The sequence below is a fragment of the Streptomyces sp. NPDC048291 genome (genome assembly GCF_043201715.1).
In the GTDB taxonomy this organism is placed as follows: Bacteria; Actinomycetota; Actinomycetes; order Streptomycetales; family Streptomycetaceae; genus Streptomyces.
On sequence record NZ_JBICZC010000014.1, the window covers coordinates 388975 to 404848 of the forward strand.

The 15874-nt window shown below is 71.1% G+C and carries 18 protein-coding genes; 10 read left to right on the forward strand and 8 right to left on the reverse strand.

Going from position 1 to position 15874, the window contains the following annotated elements; genetic code table 11:
- Window positions 1-64 precede the first annotated feature (64 nt).
- Window positions 65-1084: a phosphotransferase family protein gene (locus tag ACGF5O_RS36280; protein ID WP_393814159.1), complete on the reverse strand. Its 1020-nt coding sequence runs from the start codon at window positions 1082-1084 to the stop codon at window positions 65-67.
- Window positions 1081-2388, reverse strand: a complete 1308-nt coding sequence (locus tag ACGF5O_RS36285; protein ID WP_393814160.1) for an acyl-CoA dehydrogenase family protein — start codon at window positions 2386-2388, stop codon at window positions 1081-1083. The genes ACGF5O_RS36280 and ACGF5O_RS36285 overlap by 4 nt, the downstream gene beginning before the upstream one ends.
- Before the next feature lie 133 nt (window positions 2389-2521).
- Between ACGF5O_RS36285 and ACGF5O_RS36290 the strand changes: the two genes are divergently transcribed.
- Genes ACGF5O_RS36290 through ACGF5O_RS36300 form a run of 3 tightly spaced genes read left to right on the forward strand, consistent with a single transcriptional unit; the run spans window position 2522 to window position 4505 of the window.
- Window positions 2522-3142 (forward strand): TetR/AcrR family transcriptional regulator, encoded by a 621-nt coding sequence (locus tag ACGF5O_RS36290; protein WP_393814161.1) that lies wholly within the window; start codon window positions 2522-2524, stop codon window positions 3140-3142.
- Window positions 3139-3597, forward strand: coding sequence for a VOC family protein (locus tag ACGF5O_RS36295; protein ID WP_393814162.1), 459 nt, complete (start codon window positions 3139-3141; stop codon window positions 3595-3597). Before ACGF5O_RS36290 ends, ACGF5O_RS36295 begins: the two co-directional genes overlap by 4 nt.
- Window positions 3594-4505, forward strand: coding sequence for an SDR family oxidoreductase (locus tag ACGF5O_RS36300; protein ID WP_393814163.1), 912 nt, complete (start codon window positions 3594-3596; stop codon window positions 4503-4505). The genes ACGF5O_RS36295 and ACGF5O_RS36300 overlap by 4 nt, the downstream gene beginning before the upstream one ends.
- 49 nt (window positions 4506-4554) lie before the next feature.
- On the opposite strand, the gene ACGF5O_RS36305 is transcribed toward ACGF5O_RS36300, so the two are convergent.
- On the reverse strand, window positions 4555-5178 hold the full coding sequence (locus ACGF5O_RS36305; RefSeq protein WP_393814164.1) for a TetR/AcrR family transcriptional regulator: 624 nt from the start codon (window positions 5176-5178) through the stop codon (window positions 4555-4557).
- 143 nt (window positions 5179-5321) lie between these two features.
- Here ACGF5O_RS36305 and ACGF5O_RS36310 point away from each other — a divergent pair, with 143 nt between their 5' ends.
- The gene (locus tag ACGF5O_RS36310) at window positions 5322-5783 is read left to right on the forward strand and encodes a cupin domain-containing protein (protein WP_393814165.1); all 462 of its coding nucleotides are present in this window, start codon (window positions 5322-5324) and stop codon (window positions 5781-5783) included.
- The gene (locus ACGF5O_RS36315) at window positions 5780-6124 is read left to right on the forward strand and encodes a hypothetical protein (protein WP_393814166.1); all 345 of its coding nucleotides are present in this window, start codon (window positions 5780-5782) and stop codon (window positions 6122-6124) included. The genes ACGF5O_RS36310 and ACGF5O_RS36315 overlap by 4 nt, the downstream gene beginning before the upstream one ends.
- 163 nt (window positions 6125-6287) lie before the next feature.
- On the opposite strand, the gene ACGF5O_RS36320 is transcribed toward ACGF5O_RS36315, so the two are convergent.
- The 3 genes from ACGF5O_RS36320 to ACGF5O_RS36330 are packed head-to-tail and all read right to left on the reverse strand — an operon-like array spanning window position 6288 to window position 8079.
- Entirely contained in the window at window positions 6288-6602 is a 315-nt protein-coding gene (locus ACGF5O_RS36320; RefSeq protein ID WP_362596579.1) for a DUF1330 domain-containing protein, read from the reverse strand.
- Between the two features lie 14 nt (window positions 6603-6616).
- Window positions 6617-6805, reverse strand: a complete 189-nt coding sequence (locus tag ACGF5O_RS36325) for a ferredoxin (protein WP_393814167.1) — start codon at window positions 6803-6805, stop codon at window positions 6617-6619.
- Window positions 6802-8079 (reverse strand): cytochrome P450, encoded by a 1278-nt coding sequence (locus ACGF5O_RS36330; protein WP_393814168.1) that lies wholly within the window; start codon window positions 8077-8079, stop codon window positions 6802-6804. Before ACGF5O_RS36330 ends, ACGF5O_RS36325 begins: the two co-directional genes overlap by 4 nt.
- 123 nt (window positions 8080-8202) lie before the next feature.
- On the opposite strand from ACGF5O_RS36330, the gene ACGF5O_RS36335 reads away from it, so the two are divergent.
- The 4 genes from ACGF5O_RS36335 to ACGF5O_RS36350 all read left to right on the forward strand — a co-directional run bounded on the left by ACGF5O_RS36335 (window position 8203) and on the right by ACGF5O_RS36350 (window position 12228).
- Window positions 8203-9150 (forward strand): NAD(P)-dependent oxidoreductase, encoded by a 948-nt coding sequence (locus ACGF5O_RS36335; RefSeq protein ID WP_393814169.1) that lies wholly within the window; start codon window positions 8203-8205, stop codon window positions 9148-9150.
- A gap of 108 nt (window positions 9151-9258) precedes the next feature.
- Complete coding sequence (locus ACGF5O_RS36340) at window positions 9259-10545, forward strand: aromatic ring-hydroxylating dioxygenase subunit alpha (protein WP_393814170.1); 1287 nt, start codon at window positions 9259-9261, stop codon at window positions 10543-10545.
- 17 nt (window positions 10546-10562) lie between these two features.
- On the forward strand, window positions 10563-10892 hold the full coding sequence (locus ACGF5O_RS36345; protein ID WP_393814171.1) for a hypothetical protein: 330 nt from the start codon (window positions 10563-10565) through the stop codon (window positions 10890-10892).
- 76 nt (window positions 10893-10968) lie between these two features.
- Complete coding sequence (locus tag ACGF5O_RS36350) at window positions 10969-12228, forward strand: amidohydrolase family protein (RefSeq protein ID WP_393814172.1); 1260 nt, start codon at window positions 10969-10971, stop codon at window positions 12226-12228.
- Between the two features lie 87 nt (window positions 12229-12315).
- On the opposite strand, the gene ACGF5O_RS36355 is transcribed toward ACGF5O_RS36350, so the two are convergent.
- Window positions 12316-13080: an SDR family NAD(P)-dependent oxidoreductase gene (locus ACGF5O_RS36355; protein WP_393814173.1), complete on the reverse strand. Its 765-nt coding sequence runs from the start codon at window positions 13078-13080 to the stop codon at window positions 12316-12318.
- Window positions 13081-13084: 4 nt separating this feature from the next.
- A complete protein-coding gene (locus ACGF5O_RS36360) occupies window positions 13085-14575 on the reverse strand; it encodes a class I adenylate-forming enzyme family protein (protein ID WP_393814174.1) in 1491 nt (496 codons plus the stop codon).
- Window positions 14576-14674: 99 nt separating this feature from the next.
- On the opposite strand from ACGF5O_RS36360, the gene ACGF5O_RS36365 reads away from it, so the two are divergent.
- Window positions 14675-15841, forward strand: coding sequence for an acyl-CoA dehydrogenase family protein (locus ACGF5O_RS36365; RefSeq protein ID WP_393814175.1), 1167 nt, complete (start codon window positions 14675-14677; stop codon window positions 15839-15841).
- The last annotated feature ends 33 nt before the right edge of the window (window positions 15842-15874 follow it).

Here is a 15874-nt window from a genome sequence, read left to right on the forward strand (position 1 = left end):
GGTGGTGACGGCGAGGTGAGAGGACCGCGGCCGTCGACGTACGGCCGCGGTGCTCGCGTGCGGCTCAGGCTCCGTAGGCGGTTGTCTCCGCGAGGTCCGCCGCGGACTTCATCAGCTCCAGCACCATCGGGCCGAAGGCCTGCAACTTCTCATTGTCACCGGCCCGTTGGAAGCCCTGTTCCAGGACGATGGCGAGTTTCCACTGGGCGAGGACGTCGTAGTAGTCCATGTCGTCGACCTGACGGCCGGACACCTGCGCGTAGTGCTCGATCAACTGCGCGCGCGACGGCATGCCGAACAGGTCGACGTAGGACGCGGTGGCCGCCTCGGGGGCGCCGGTGTCCTCGGGCCAGCCGCGGAGCATCCAGGCGAGGTCGAGCTTGGGGTCGCCGATCGTGCCCATCTCCCAGTCGACGACCGCGGCGAGACGGGCCGGGGCGCCGTGCCGGAACATGACGTTGGCGAACTGGTAGTCGCCGTGCATCAGTCCCGGGAGGTAGTCGAGGGGCTTGTGGGCGCGCAGCCAGGCGGCGGCCGTCTCGAAGCCGGGCAGCTCGCGGCCCTTGGCCCGCTCCAGGTAGCGGGTCCAGCGGTCGACCTGCCGCTCGTGGAATCCGTCCGGGCGGCCCAGGTCGTGCAGCCCCTTCGCCTGCCAGTCCACCCGGCCGAGCAAGGCCGCCCCTTCGGCGAGCTGGTAGGCCAGGTCCGCCCGTGCGGTGAGGTCCGTGCCGAACGGTGCCGGCCAGCCGCGCTGCCCCATCGGCGACCAGCCGTCGACGAACTCCATCAGGTAGAAGGTGCGGCCTAGGACGGCGGCGTCCGTGCAGACGGCGATCGCCTCGGTGTGCGGGACGTCCGTGCCGTTCAGCGCCTCGGTGATCCGCCACTCCCGCAGGATGCCCTCGTCGCGGGCGGGCGGCGCGGTGGGCGGCGGGATGCGCAGGGCGCAGTGCAGTTCGCCGCGCCGGACCTCGTAGATCTCGTTCTGCGCGCCGCCCGACACGTACCGGTGCTCGACCGGCTCGCCCTTGCCGGGGAGACCGGACTCGTCCAGCCAGGCCGCCAGCCGCTCGACGTCGATCACCGTGCCTCCGCCTTCGAGTCCGGCTCCAGGAACTCGGCGTACTTGGCGCGGGCCGCGGCCAGCCGTTTCGGGAGATATCCGCTCGGCCAGAGGTCCTCGCCGGCCCGGTGGTCCCGCAGCACCTGCCGGGCGACCGTCACCTTGTGCACCTCGGTCGGCCCGTCCGCGATGCCCAGCACGCTCGCGCCCAGCAGCATCCGGAACAAGGGCATGTCGCCGCTGACGCCCAGCGCGCCGTGCACCTGGATCGCGCGGTGTGCTATGTCATGCAGCACACCCGGCAGCAGCACCTTCACCATCGCGATGTCCTTGCGGACCTTGCGGTAGTCGTTGTACTTGTCGATCTTCCACGCGGTGTGCAGCACGGTCAGCCGGAACTGCTGGAGCTGCGCCCACGAGTCGGCGATGTGCCCCTGCACGAACTGCTTGTCGGCCAGGACCGTGCCCTGGGTGTGCCGGCTCAGCGCCCGCTCGCACATCATGTCGAACGCCTTGCCCGCGAGCCCGATCGTCCGCATCGCGTGATGGATCCGCCCGCCGCCGAGCCGGGTCTGCGCGATCACGAACGCCTGACCCTCCCCGCCGAGCAGCGCGTCCGCGGGCACGCGTACGTCCTCGTAGTGCACCAGTGCGTGAGAACCCCGTTCTTCGGGCTCACCGGCGAGCGCGACATTCCGCTCGATGCCGATGCCGGATGTCTCCGCCGGGATCAGGAACATCGACATGCTTTTGTACGGGTCGCCGTCCGGGTCCGTCACGGCCATCACGATGAAGAAGGCGGCGGTCTTCGCGTTGGACGAGAAGTACTTCCAGCCGTCGATGACCCACTGGTCGCCGTCCCGTACCGCCCGGGTGGTGAACTCCTTCGGGTCGGCGCCCGCCTGCGGCTCCGTCATCGAGTAGCAGGAGAAGATCTCGCCGTCGAGCAGCGGGCGCAGGTAGCGCTCCTTCTGCGCCTCGGTGCCGTAGTGGGCGAGGATCTCGGCGTTGCCCGTGTCCGGCGCCTGGCAGCCGAAGACGATCGGGGCCCAGGAGGAGCGGCCCAGTATCTCGTTGAGCAGGCACAGCTTGACCTGCCCGTGGCCCGCGCCGCCCAGCTCGGGGCCGAGGTGGGTGGCCCAGAGTCCGTGCGCCCGCACCTCCTTCTTGAGCGGGTCCAGGACGCGGCGGAGGTTGTCGTCGGGTGGGGTGAACTGCAGGCCGTCCCAGAGGAGATCGAGGGGTTCGACCTCCTCCCGCACGAACCGGTCCGCCCAGTCCAGCTGTGCCTGGTAGTCCGGCTCGGTCTCGAAGTCCCACGGCATTGTGTCTCCTTCCGGCGGGTGCCAGAATAACGTTCTCGTGAAGGAGAATACAATTCCCGCGACGCGGAACGCTATTTCTGACGCGCCGTCGGACCGACTTCCGGACCGCGTCGCGGACCGGCCGTCAGGTGGTGTGGCCGACCGGATCGCCCGGCGTGCTCTGGCCCGGCGCGCCGACCAGTACGGCGACGAGGTGCGGGCCCTCCTCGATGCGGCACGGGCGGTGATGCGCCGCTGCGGCACGAGCGCACGTCCGCGCGTCGCCGACATCGTGGCGGCCGCCGGACTGTCGAACGAGGCGTTCTACCGGCACTTCCGCTCGAAGGACGCCCTGGTCGCCGCGATCATGGAGGACGGCACCGAGCGCCTGTGCGGCTACATCGCCCACCAGATGGCGAAGGAGCCTACGCCGGAGGGCCAGGTGCGCCGCTGGGTCGAGGGCGTCCTGTCCCAGGCCAGGGACCCCGAAACGGCCGCGACGACGCTCGCCGTGATGTGGAACGCGCAGAGCGTGGGGGAGGGGTTCCTGTCCGGTCCGCCCTCGGCCACCGGCCTCCTCGCCGACCTGCTCGGCGCGCCCTACGCCCGGCTGGGCAGCACCGCTCCCGACCTGGACGCGTCCCTCGCCGCCCACGCCACGGTCGGCCGCCTCGCCGACCACCTGTGGCGCCGGACGCCGCCCACGGACGGCGACGTCGACCACCTGACCCGCTTCTGCCTGCGTACGGTCACACCCCAGCGAGGGCACGAATGAAGGCGACCGATCAGTTCCACGTCGGGATCGTCGTGGACGACATCCCGGCGGCAGCGGCCGAGTTGACGGCGCTGTTCGGCTACGAGTGGTGCACGGAACTGGGCGCGTCCGCCCGGGTGAGCCTGCCCGGCGGTGACACGGTGCTCGACCTGACGTCGACGTACTCCATGACCGTGCCCCGGCTGGAGCTGGTCCGCAGCGTCCCGGGCACCCTCTGGCAGCCGGCCGCCGACTCGGGAGTCCACCACCTCGGGTACTGGTCCGACGACGTGGCCGCCGATTCCGCCGAACTGGCCCGGCGCGGCTACGTGTCCGAGGCCGTCGGCCGCCGCCCGGACTCCACGCCGTACTGGGCGTTCCACCGGGGCCCCACCGGCCCACGCGTCGAACTCGTCACCCGCGCGCTGCAACCCGTCCTGGAACAGTACTGGGCGAACGGCAGGAGGCCGTCATGACCGCCGCACCGGAGCCCGGACGTACGGCGAGCGTGGGAATCGTGACCGGAGCCGGACGCGGCATGGGCCTGGAGTGCGCCCGGCGCCTGGCCGGGACGGTGGACCGGCTCCTCCTGGTCGACCTCGACGAGAAGACGGTTTACGCGGCTGCGGAGGAGCTCGCCACGGAGGCGCGGACCGCCGTCGTCGAACCGCACTCCCTGGACATCACCGACCGCGACGGCCTGGCCCGCCTCGCCGCCCGCGCGCGTGAACTCGGCACCCTCCGTGCCGTCGCCCACGCGGCCGGCATCTCGCCGACCATGGCCGACTGGCGCCGCATCCTCACCGTCGACCTCGTCGGCACGGCGTTGCTGGCCGAGGCCCTGCGCCCGCTCGCCACACGGGGGACGGCGCTGGTGTGCTTCGCCTCGATGGCCGCGCTGTTCGGCGACACCGCAGCGCGGCCCGCGACCGAGGAGGCCCTGTCGGACCCGCTGGACGAGCACTTCCTCGACCGCATCCGCGCCGCCGTCGGACCGGAGATCGAGGATCCCGGCGTCGCCTACACCTGGGCCAAACGCGGAGTCCAGCGCTTCGTGCAACGGGAAGCCGTCCGCCTCGGGCCGGCCGGGGCACGTGTCTGCTCGGTCTCGCCCGGCGTCGTCGCCACCCCGCAGGGTCGGCAGGAGGCGGAGCACCACCCTTCCATGGCCGCGCTGGTACGGCAGTCGGCCCTCGGCCGCGAGGGCCGCCCCGAGGAACTGGCCGCCGTCGTCGCCTTCCTGCTGTCGGACGAGGCGTCCTTCCTCACCGGCGTCGACATCCTGGTCGACGGCGGGGTACGGGCCGCGCTGACGGTACGTCAGCGCAGCGGGGACACAGGGTACCGCGCCCGATCGGGACGCCCGTCCGACGGGCACCGCTGAAGGTCCAAAGGCAACGGCCTGTCGGCACGCGCGGCCGGCAGCAGGCGGTTCAGCCGGCGGCGGGGCGTGCCGGGGCTGCCGCGACCGCTGCTGCGGTCATGTGCCGTGCCGTGGTCACGAGGCTGGCGATCGCGTCGTCGGGAGTCAGGTCGCAGAGGTCGATCAGCGCGAACAGCGACTCGGCGCTGATGACGAGGGCGAGACCGCGCACCAGTTGTTCCACGTCCGCCTGTTGTCCCGCGGAGCCACGGCTGTCGATCCACGGGGCGAGAGCGTGCCGGATGAGTCCGAAGCGGTGGGCGGGACGGTCCTTCGCCGTCGGGGGTTTCGCGATGGTCGAGGCGACGACCACCCGGACGGCGCCCTGTCTGCGCAGCACCGCCCGGCCCAGGATCTCCGCGGCCTGGGCGATCCGTTCGACCGGGTCGTCGCTGCGCGTCGCCGATCGCAGGACCGCGACCAGATCCTCCGTGATCACGGCGGCACGCAGGAGCGAGAGGAGGTCGGGAAAGTAGCGGTAGGCGGTCGCCTCCGAGACCCGCGCCTCGGCCGCGACCTTCGGCATCGTGATCTCCGCCCCGGTGTCGGCGAGGTCGCGGGCGGCAGCCACGATCGCCGACCTGGTGCGTTCCATCTGACTGCTGAGCCCGTTCGGGCGTCTCCGCTCGGCCATGATCGTCCTTTCCTGCCGACCGAGAGCATAGCGGCGATGCGACCGCTGTGACAGTCGACTATTTTTTTGAGAGTCCACTTGCATGCGGATCGGAGCCGACCATATGGTCCTGGCATCGGCAACTCACCGGCCAGGGAGGCCTCATGACCAAGGTGACGATCATCGGTCCCGGCGAGGGCGAGCTCATCGTCAACGGGCCGTCGACGATCCGGATCCTCGAAGACGGCAGCAGCACCGAGCACCGGCTGGGAATGGCTGAGATCACCATCCCCCCGCACACCGCGGGCCCTCCGCAGCACCGCCACGCACAGCACGACGAGGGCTTCTACGTCCTGTCCGGCCGCGTGCGGTTCACCGTCGGGCAGGACGACCACGACGCCGGAGCCGGCACATGGGTCATGGTCCCGCCGGGCGCACCGCACACCTTCGCCAACGTGAGCGACGAAACGGCGGTCATGCTCAACACCTTCACTCCGGACCTGTACGTGCAGTACTTCCGCGACCTCAAGGCGATGGTCGAGTCCGGGCAGCCGTTGTCGCACGACTCCGTCGCGGCGGTCTGGACGAAGTACAGCACCGAACCGTCGACCGACTACGCCTCGTGAACGCCCTGTTGGCGGCCAACGCCGTCGCCGCTGTCGCCGGCATCGCCTTCGCGCTGCTGGGAGGTGCGCGCCCGGCCGCGCTGAGTGGGAGCGGTACGCCGAGTGCCGGGGAACGCTTCTACGGCTGGATGTACGCGACCAGGGGAGTGCCGCTGGGCGTGGCGGCCCTCTTGGCGCCGATCGCGTGGTCGGGGCCGGCCGGTTCACTCGTTCTGTCCGCGGCTGCCGCGGCCCAGGTGGGCGATGCCGCCATCGGGGTCGCCACGCGGAAATGGACGATGATCGCGGGTGCCTCGCTCCTGACGGTCGTACACACCGCAACGGCCGTCGCCACCGCGTGAGCGCGGCTCACTCCCGAAAGCGGCACGAAGCCCGATGAGTTCGGGCACCGGCGCCGGTGATCGCGCCGCCGAAGCTCATGACGACCACTGCGGTCCGCGCGCGCCGGCAGCCCGTTCTCGTGGCCGGTGGCTGCGGCGCGGCCCGCACGTGCACGGGTTCGCGTCAGCCGCCCGCCGCCGGCGGCGCCGCGAACCCCGCCACGATCACGGCGTTGGTCCGGGCCGCCGCCTGCCGCAGCGGCTTGGCCTTCTCGTAGGCGGCCGACTCGTACCAGGCCCGGGCCGCCGCCACCGACTCGAACTCCAGGACGACGGTCTGGTCGCCGTGCCACTCGCCCTCCAGCACCTGCGGGCCGGAGTCGACGGCCAGCACGGCGGCCCCGCTCTCCGCGAGGGAGAGCCCGGCCGCCCTGCCGTAGGCGGCCATCGCGGCCGGATCGTCGATGGCCTCGGTGAAGATGACGTAACCCTTGGGCATGGCGCTCCTCGTCGTCAGCTCACGGTGATGGCGTGCTCGGGGCACAGGGCGGCGGCCGAGCGGACCGCGTCCTCGTGCTCGGCGGGGACCTCGGGCGTGCCCACCACGGCGTAACCGTCGTCGCCCAGGTCGAACACCTCCGGGCAGACGGAACAGCACACCCCGTGCCCGCGGCAGCGGTCGTCGTCGACGGTGACCTTCACCGGGCCGGGCTCCACTCCAGGTCGAGACGGGTGAGGCCGCGGAGGATGAAGGTCGGCACGTACTGGTAGCGGCGGGCGTTCGCCGGGCCGTGCACCCGCTCGGCGATCCTGATGTCGGAGGTGCGCTCCAGCAGCCGTTCCAGGGTCACCCGGGCCTCGGCGCGGGCCAGGGGCGCGCCCGGACAGGTGTGCACACCGCGGCCGAACGCGAGGTGCCGACGGACGTTCGGACGGCCGACGTCGAAGGTCTCGGGGTCCTCGAACTGGCGCGGGTCGCGGTTCGCGGCGCCGTTGACCACCATCAGCGTGGTCCCGGCGGGGACCTCGACACCGCCCACCGTCGTCGCCACCCTGGACAGCCGGAAGTCGCCCTTCACCGGGCTCTCCGCGCGCAGCGCCTCCTCGACGAAGTTCGGGATGCGCTCCCGCTCGGTGCGCAACAGCCGCTGCAGCTCCGGGCGTTCGGCGAGCACCTTGAGGGCCGAGCCGAGCAGCCGCACGGTGGTCTCCTGGCCGGCGGCGAACAGGTTGGCCGCGACCCGGACGACGTCCATGACCTCCGGGGTCGAGCCGTCCGGGAAGGTCGCGGTCGCCAGGCCCGTGAGCACGTCCTCGCGTGGCTCCCGGCGGCGCTCCTCGATGTACGTGGTGAAGCGGCCGTAGAGGAACTCCAGCGGCGAGTGGTGCAGCGTGTCGTCGCCCGTGCTGCCGACGCCGCCGTCCTGCGGCCGGTTCTGGAGCCGGTCCATGAACTCCTGCCGGTCCTCTCCCGGCACGCCGAGCAGGTCGGCGATGACGAGGAGCGTGAACGGCCCGGCGAACCCGCCGATGAACTCCCCCTCGCCCGGCGCGAGAAACGCGTCCAGCAGCCCGTCGGCCAGGTGCCACATGGACGCCTCGTTCTCCTTGAGGCGCTTCGGCGTGATCAGCCGCATCAGCAGGGCGCGGTGGTCGGTGTGCACCGGCGGGTCCATGGTGGGCAGTTGGTCGCTCATCGGCAGCGCGTCGCGGTGCCGCTCGATCAGCCCGCTCACGTCGTCCCCCTCCAGCGGGACCGGGAACCCGGGGAACGGGCCGGTGACGGAGACGCAGGAGGAGAAGGTGTCGGTGTCGTTGTAGACCTGCAGCGCCTCCTCGTACCCGGTCACCATCATCACGTCGTGATGGTTCTCCCGGTGGACGGGGCACTGCCCGCGCAGGGCGTCGAAGTAGGGATAGGGATCCGCGACGAGCCTCTCGTCCCGGAAGAAGTCGATCGCCTCGAAGTCGTTCACGGTCTGTTCGGCTCCCTCTCGGCCGGCACCCTGACGATCGGGGACGGTAGCACAATTCTCCGATTGCTGGAATGCTGAATGATGTTCAGGAGAGCGTCATTCTCATTCGCGGTGGGGAGAGTTGTGGAACGGACGCGGGAGATCAACGGAACAGGCGGAGGGCCGCGCGCCGGGAGCGTCGGGTTCGTCGGCCTCGGCAACATGGGGAGCGTGCTCGCCGGGAACCTGGTGGGTGCCGGGCATGCGGTCGTGACCCATGACGCGCTGGGTCCAGGGCGCTCGCCCGAGGGTGCCCTGCATGTCTCCGGGGTGGCCGAAGTCGCCTGCCGGGTGGGCGTGTTGGTGCTGAGTCTGCCCGACGGGACCGCGTCCGAGCAGGTGGCCCGCGAAGTGCTGGCCGCGCCCGGTCGGCGGGTCCGGTACGTCGTCGACACCTCCACCGTCGGCCCGGCCGCCGCCCGCTCCGTCGCCGGACTCCTGGCCGGGAGCGGCATCGGCTACGTCGACGCCCCGGTCTCCGGCGGGGTCGCCGGAGCCCGCGCCCGTACCCTCACCGTCATGTACGCCGGGGACGGTGAGGCGTGTTCCGCCGTCGAGGGTGTGCTGGCCGGGCTGAGCGACCGCCGTCGCCGGGTCGGTGACCGTCCCGGCATGGCCCAGGCCCTCAAGCTCGCCAACAACTTCCTGTCCGCGACCACCCTCGCCGCCACCAGCGAGGCCGTCGCCTTCGGGCTGGCCGCCGGACTCGACATGGCCACGATGCTCGACGTGCTCAACGAATCCAGCGGTCGCAGCGCGGCCACCGGCGACAAGTTCCCGGCCCACGTCCTCACCGGCCGCTACGCCGCCGGCTTCGCCAACTCCCTGATGGACAAGGACGTACGGCTGTATCTGCGGGCGGTGGGCGAGTTGGGCGGCCCGGCCGGGATCGGCGCGGCGACCGGGGCCGTCTGGGAGCGGTTCGCCCGGACCGAGCCGGGGGCCGACTTCACCCGGATCTTCCCCTTCGTGGACGGAACCGTTGACGGATCGATGGACGGATCGATGGACGGATCCATGGACGGGTCCTGACGAACGGCTGACTTGACGGCCGATCGGGAATGAGAATAGCATTCTCATTCGGAGAGACTGAGATTATCGTGAGTCCCCTCCGTACAAGCGACTGGAGGACCAGACCCCATGGCGCACTTCAAGAAGCCCGCGGCGGGCAGCTGGACCGCACACCTGAAGATCGGCACGGAGCCGGTGTCGTACGAGGACTCGATCTCCCCCGCGCACTACGAGCTGGAGCGCGAGGCGATCTTCAGGCGCACCTGGCTGAACGTGGGACGGGTCGAGCAACTCCCCAAACGCGGCAGCTACTTCACCAAGGAGCTGGATGCGGCCGGCACCTCGGTCGTCGTGGTGCGCGGCATGGACGACGAGGTGCGCGCCTTCCACAACGTGTGCCGGCACCGCGGCAACAAGCTCGTGTGGAACGACTTCCCGCGCGAGGAGACCAGCGGGGTCTGCCGCCAGTTCACCTGCAAGTACCACGCCTGGCGCTACGACCTCGAAGGCAAGCTGTCCTTCGTCCAGCAGGAGCAGGAGTTCTTCGACCTGGACAAGTCGCAGTACGGCCTCAAGGACGTGCGGACGGAGATCTGGGAGGGGTTCGTCTTCGTCAACCTCGACCCCGAGAACACCACTCCGCTACGGGAGTTCCTGGGCGAGTTCGCCAAGGGCATCGAGGGCTACCCGTTCCACAAGATGACCCAGGCCCACCGGTACCGCGCCGAGATCGGCGCCAACTGGAAGCTGTTCATCGACGCGTTCGCCGAGTTCTACCACGCGCCGATCCTGCACGCCGGCCAGTACGTGTCCGACGAGGCCCGCAAGATCCAGAAGTACGGGTACGAGGCGCTGCACTACGACATCGACGGCCCGCACAGCATGGTCTCCTCCTGGGGCGGCATCGCCCCGCCGCACGACCGCAAGATGGTCAAGCCCATCGAAGGGGCCCTGCGCAGCGGCCTGTTCGGGCCGTGGGAGGCACCCGACATCGGCCTGAGCACCGAGCAGCTGCCGCCGGCCGTCAACCCCACCCGGGACCCTCGCTGGGGCATGGACTCGTTCGTCTTCTTCCCCAACTTCATGCTGCTGGTCTGGCGGCCGAACTGGGTGCTGACGTACCACTACTGGCCGACCTCGTACAACACGCACATCTTCGAGGCGACCTGCTACTTCGTCCCGCCGGAGAACGCCTTCCAGCGCCTGCAGCAGGAACTGGCCGTCGTCTCCTTCAAGGAGTACGGCCTGCAGGACGGCAACACCCTGGAGGCGACCCAGACCATGCTCGAATCGCGCGCGGTGCGGGAGTTCCCCCTCAACGACCAGGAGGTCCTGCTCCGGCATCTGCACGGCACCGCCCGGCAGTACGTCCGCGAGTACCAGCAGCGCACCTCCGGCGCCCCGGCCGCGAACTGACCCGAGGAGACCGAACCATGGCCACCGTCCTTCCCGCCGAGTTCGCCGCGCTGGAGCCCTTCGCCGACTGGGCCGTCCCCACCGAGAAGGCCCGTTACGCCAAGCGGATCGCCAGCACCATGGACGAACTGGACACCTTCTACAACGCGGCGTTCCCGCTCCTCGCGTCCGGCACGGAGTACCTGCAGAACGTCTCCATGGCGGACATCTCCGACGAGGACAAGCACCTGCTGTGGCTCTTCTGCGCCCTGGTGACCGTCGCCTTCTCGGTGGAGGCCTGGCGGCAGCCCCGGGTGCCCGACACGGGCCCGGCGAGCATCGACGCCGTCGTCGAACCGGCGGTGTGAACGGCATGCGAGCCGTCACCGCCGCCCGTGCCGCCGCCCGTGCCGCCCGTGCCGTCCGTACCGGGGGAGGCGCCTGATGCCCCGCCCCCGTACCCCACAACCACCCCTGCGGCTGCGCGCCGCCCGCATGCTCGACATCGACAAGGGCGAACTGGTCGAACCGGGGGACCTGCTCGTCGAGGGCGAGCACATCACCGCCGTCGCCCCGGCGACCGTCCCGGCGGACACCGTCGTACTCGACCTCGGTGACGTCACCCTGCTGCCCGGGCTGATGGACATGGAGGTCAACCTGCTGCTCGGCGGGCCCGACCACCGCAGCCCCCTCAACCCCGTCCAGGACGACCCCGCCGTCCGCACCCTGCGCGCCGTCGCCAACGCCCGCCGCACCCTGCGGGCCGGCTTCACGACCGTACGGAATCTCGGTCTGTTCGTGCAGACCGGCGGCCTGCTGCTCGACGTGGCGCTGAAGAAGGCCATCGACCTCGGCTGGATCGAGGGACCGCGGGTCGTGCCGGCCGGGCACGCCATCACCCCCACCGGCGGGCACCTCGACCCGACCATGTTCCAGGCGCTGGCGCCGCACATCATGCCGCTGACGACCGAGGAGGGCATCGCCGACGGGGTCGAGGAGGTGCGCAAGGCGGTCCGCTACCAGATCAAGCACGGCGCCCGGGTCATCAAGGTCTGCGCCTCCAACGGCGTGATGTCCCACACCGGCCCGGCCGGCGCCCAGCAGTACTCCGACGAGGAACTGCGGGCCATCGCCGACGAGGCACACCGGGCCGGGCTCAAGGTGGCGGCGCACTGCATGGGCGACCGGGCGATCCGGGCCGTGCTGGACGCGGGCATCGACTGCGTCGAGCACGGCTTCCTGGCCGGTGACGAGACCCTCGACCTGATGGTGGAGCGCGGCACCTTCCTGGTCGCCACCACCTACATCGCCGACGGCATGGACGTCTCCAAGGCCGCGCCCGAACTCCAGGCCAAGGCCGCCGACGTCTTCCCCCGAGCCAAGGCGACGACCAGGCGTGCCATCGAACGCGGAGTAAGGGTCGCCTGCGGCACCGACGCCCCGGCGGTCCCGCACGGCCGCAACGCCCGTGAACTCCTCGCCCTCGTCGACCGCGGCATGACCCCGCTGGCCGCCCTCCGGGCCGCGACGACCGTCGCCGCGGAACTGATCGACGCCGACGACCGGGGCCGCCTCGAACCCGGCCTGCTCGCCGACGTCGTCGCCGTCCCCGGCGACCCGCTGACCGACATCGGGGTGACCGAGGACGTGCGGTTCGTGATGAAGGGCGGACAGGTGTACCGGAACGAGACCGCCGACCACTGAGAGGCCGGGGGAGGGGGACGGAAGGGCGGCGACTCCGACCGGAGCCGCCGCCCTTCCGCGTGCCGTACGTGGTATGCCGTACGGCGCTCACACCTTCCGCGTGATGCCCCCGTCGACCCGCACGATCGCACCGGTCGTGAAGCTGGACGCGGCACTGGCGAAGTGCAGTGCCAGGGGCGCCACGTCGTCCGGCACGCCGAGCCGGCCCAGCGGCACGAACGAGGCGTCGAAGTCCGCTGCCGCCCAGGCCTTGTGGGCGTCGGTGAGCACCGGCCCGGGGAGAATGGCGTTCACCCGCACCTTCGGTGCGTACGCCTCCGCGAGCCCCACCGTGAGAGCGTTGAGACCGGCCTTGGCGCAGGCGTAGGGCAGTTCGTGGACGCTCGCCATCAGCGACCCGGCCGTACCGATGTTGACGATCGAGCCGCCGCCGTGGTCCGCCATGTGCGTCGCCGCGAGGACCGCGAGCCGGAACGGCCCCTTCAGGTTCACGGCGAGGGTCTTGTCGTAGAGCTCCTCGCCGACCGTGTCGAGACTCTCGTACGGGGGTGACATCCCGGCGTTGTTGACGAGCACGTCCAGCCCGCCCAGCCGCTCCACGGACTCCGTCACGAGCCGTTCGCAGTCGTCCCAGCGGCCGACATGGCAGGGGATCCCGACGGCCCGCCGCCCGGTCGACGCCCGCACCTCCTCGGCGACCGCCCGGCACACCTCACCCTTCCGGGAGGCGACCACCACATCGGCACCGGCCTCCGCGAGCGTCTGCACGATGGCCCGCCCGATCCCGCGCGAACCGCCGGTGACCACCGCCACCTTGCCCGTCAGGTCGTGCAGCTCAGCGAACGACGTCACGGCGTCAGCCCTTCCCTATCAGTGTCAGCAGCTCGCGCCGCAGCAGTTTTCCGGTCGGTGTGTACGGCAACTCCTCGCGGAAGACGACCACATCGGGCGTCCTGGACCCGCGCAGCCGGGACCGCACCCAGGCCCGCAGCCCCTCTGCGTCGACTTCCGACCCCTCGTGGACGACGACGAAGGCCGCGATCCGTTCGCCCCACTCCTCGTCCGGCACCCCGACGACCGCCGCCTCGCGCACGGCCTCATGGCCCAGCAGGACGTCCTCCACCTCGGCGGGAGCGATGTTCTCCCCGCCGCGGATGATCGTGTCGTCGGCGCGTCCCACGACGAACAGGTAACCGTCGTCGTCGAAGCGGGCGAGATCCCGGGTGCGGAACCAGCCCTCCGCGTCCAGCAGCGCGGCGGCCCCCTTGTACTCCCCGGACACCTGCGGACCGCGCACCCACAGCTCGCCCGGCACCCCGGAGGGCAGCACGGCCCCGGCCGTGTCCCGGATCCGCGCCTCCACACCCGGCACCATGCGGCCCGCCGAGCGCAGCCGGGCGCGCACCGCGGGGTCGTCGGAGGCCAGCGCCGCGCGATGGTCGTCGGGGCCGAGCAGCGCGATGGTGGAGCTGGTCTCGGTGAGCCCGTAGGCGTTGGTGAAACCCGTGCCGGGGAAGGCCCGCAGCGCCGCCTCCAGCACCGTGTGCGGCATACGGGCGCCGCCATAGGCCAGTGCGCGCAGCGTCGGCACCTCGGCAGGCCGTCCGTCCAGATGCTCGACGACCCGGGCCAGCATGGTCGGCACCACCATCGCGGAGGTGACGCCCTCGGAACGGACCAGCTCCAGCCAGGCGCCCGGCTCGAAGGCGCCCAGGTGCACCATGCGGCGGCCGGAGTACAGGCTGCTCAACACGGAGCCGACGCCCGCGACATGGTACGGCGGGACCGAGGCCAGGACGGTGTCGTCCGGGGCGGCGGAGGCGAACTCCACGGTCTGCAGGACATAACTGGTCAGATGCCGGTGGCGAAGCACGGCCGCCTTGGGCGCGGCGGTGGTCCCGCTGGTGAAGAGCAGCACGGCCGGGTCGTCCGCCGCACCCTCCAGACCCTCGGCCGGTTCGGTGGCCCGGCCCTCCGCCAGCAGGTCCTCGGCGGTCCGCACCGGCAGCCCGGCCCCGGCGAACGCACCCGCGAGGGACTTGTCCGCGACCACCAGCGGTGCGTCGGTGTGATCGAGCAGACCGGTCAACGCGTCCGGGGAGAGACGGTAGTTGACGGGTACCAACGGCACGCCCGCCAGCGCGGCGCCGAACAACAGCACGGGAAAGTCCGGGCCGTTGACCCCTGCGAACACCAGTTCCCGCGCCCCTGACCGATGGACGGCAGCCGCCACTCCACCGGCCGCGCGCCGAAGTTCCGCACGGGTCATTCCCGAGCCGCGCGGCCCGACCGCCACCCGGTCCGGATCGCCCGCCACGGCCATGTCGAGCAGCATCGCGATGTTCACGGCCCACCCTTTCTTCCGCTCCCCGACTGCGAACGATATTCTACGTATAGGGAAACCTCATTCTCCATAGTTGTGCAGGGCTGCGCTCCAGGGGGCCACGTGGATTTCGAGCTGACCGAGCAGCAGGAGGACATCCGCACGGGCGTCCGCGAGCTGGCCGCCTCCTTCGGCCCCGAGTACTGGGCCCGGCAGGACGAACGGGCCGAGTTCCCCTGGAGCTTCTACGACGCCTTCGCCAAGGCCGGCTGGCTCGGGATCGCCGTCCCCGAGGAGTACGGCGGCGGCGGACTCGGCGTGCTGGAGGCCTCACTCCTGCTGGAGGAGGTGGCCGCCTCGGGGGCCGGCATGAACGGCTGCAGCACCATGCACCTGACCATCTTCGGCCTCAACGTCCTGGCCCGGCACGGCAGCGAGCAGCTCCGCCGCGAGGTCCTCCCGCACGCCGCCACCGGAGACCTGCACGTCTGCTTCGGCGTCACCGAACCCGACGCCGGCACCGACACCACCAGCATCTCCACCGTCGCCCGCCGTGACGGCGACCACTACGTCATCGACGGCCGCAAGATCTGGATCACCAAGGCGGGCGACAGCCAGAAGATGGTTCTCCTCGCCCGTACGACCCCCCGCGACCAGGTCGACAAGCCCACCAAGGGCATCTCGGTCTTCCTGGTCGACGTCGACCGTACGGCCATGGACATCCGGCCGATCCCCAAGATGGGCCGCAACGCCGTCGCCTCCAACGAGATCTTCATCGACGGGCTGCGGGTTCCGCCGAGCGCCCGGATCGGGGAGGAGGGCGAGGGGTTCCGCTATCTCCTCGACGGCCTCAACCCCGAGCGCATCCTGCTCGCCCACGAGGCCCTGGGCCTGGGCCGGGCGGCCCTGGAGGCGGCCACCCGATACGCGAACGACCGGATCGTCTTCGGCCGCCCCATCGGCCAGAACCAGGGCATCGCCTTCCCGCTCGCCGAGGCCCTGACCCGCCTCGACGCCGCCCGCCTCATGGCCCGCAACGCCGCCTGGCGCTACGACCGTGGGTTGGAGTGCGGCCGTGAGGCCAACATGGCCAAGTTTCTGTGCGCCGACGCGGGATTCCAGGCCGCCGACCGGGCGGTGCAGACGCTGGGCGGTATGGGGTACGCCCGCGAGTACCACGTCGAGCGGTACTTCCGTGAGTCACGGCTGCTGCGGCTCGCGCCGATCAGCCAGGAGATGGTGCTCAACTACGTCTCCCAGCACGTGCTGGGACTGCCCAGGTCGTACTGACCAAGGCAGTCCCGAACCGGAGAACTTCCTTAA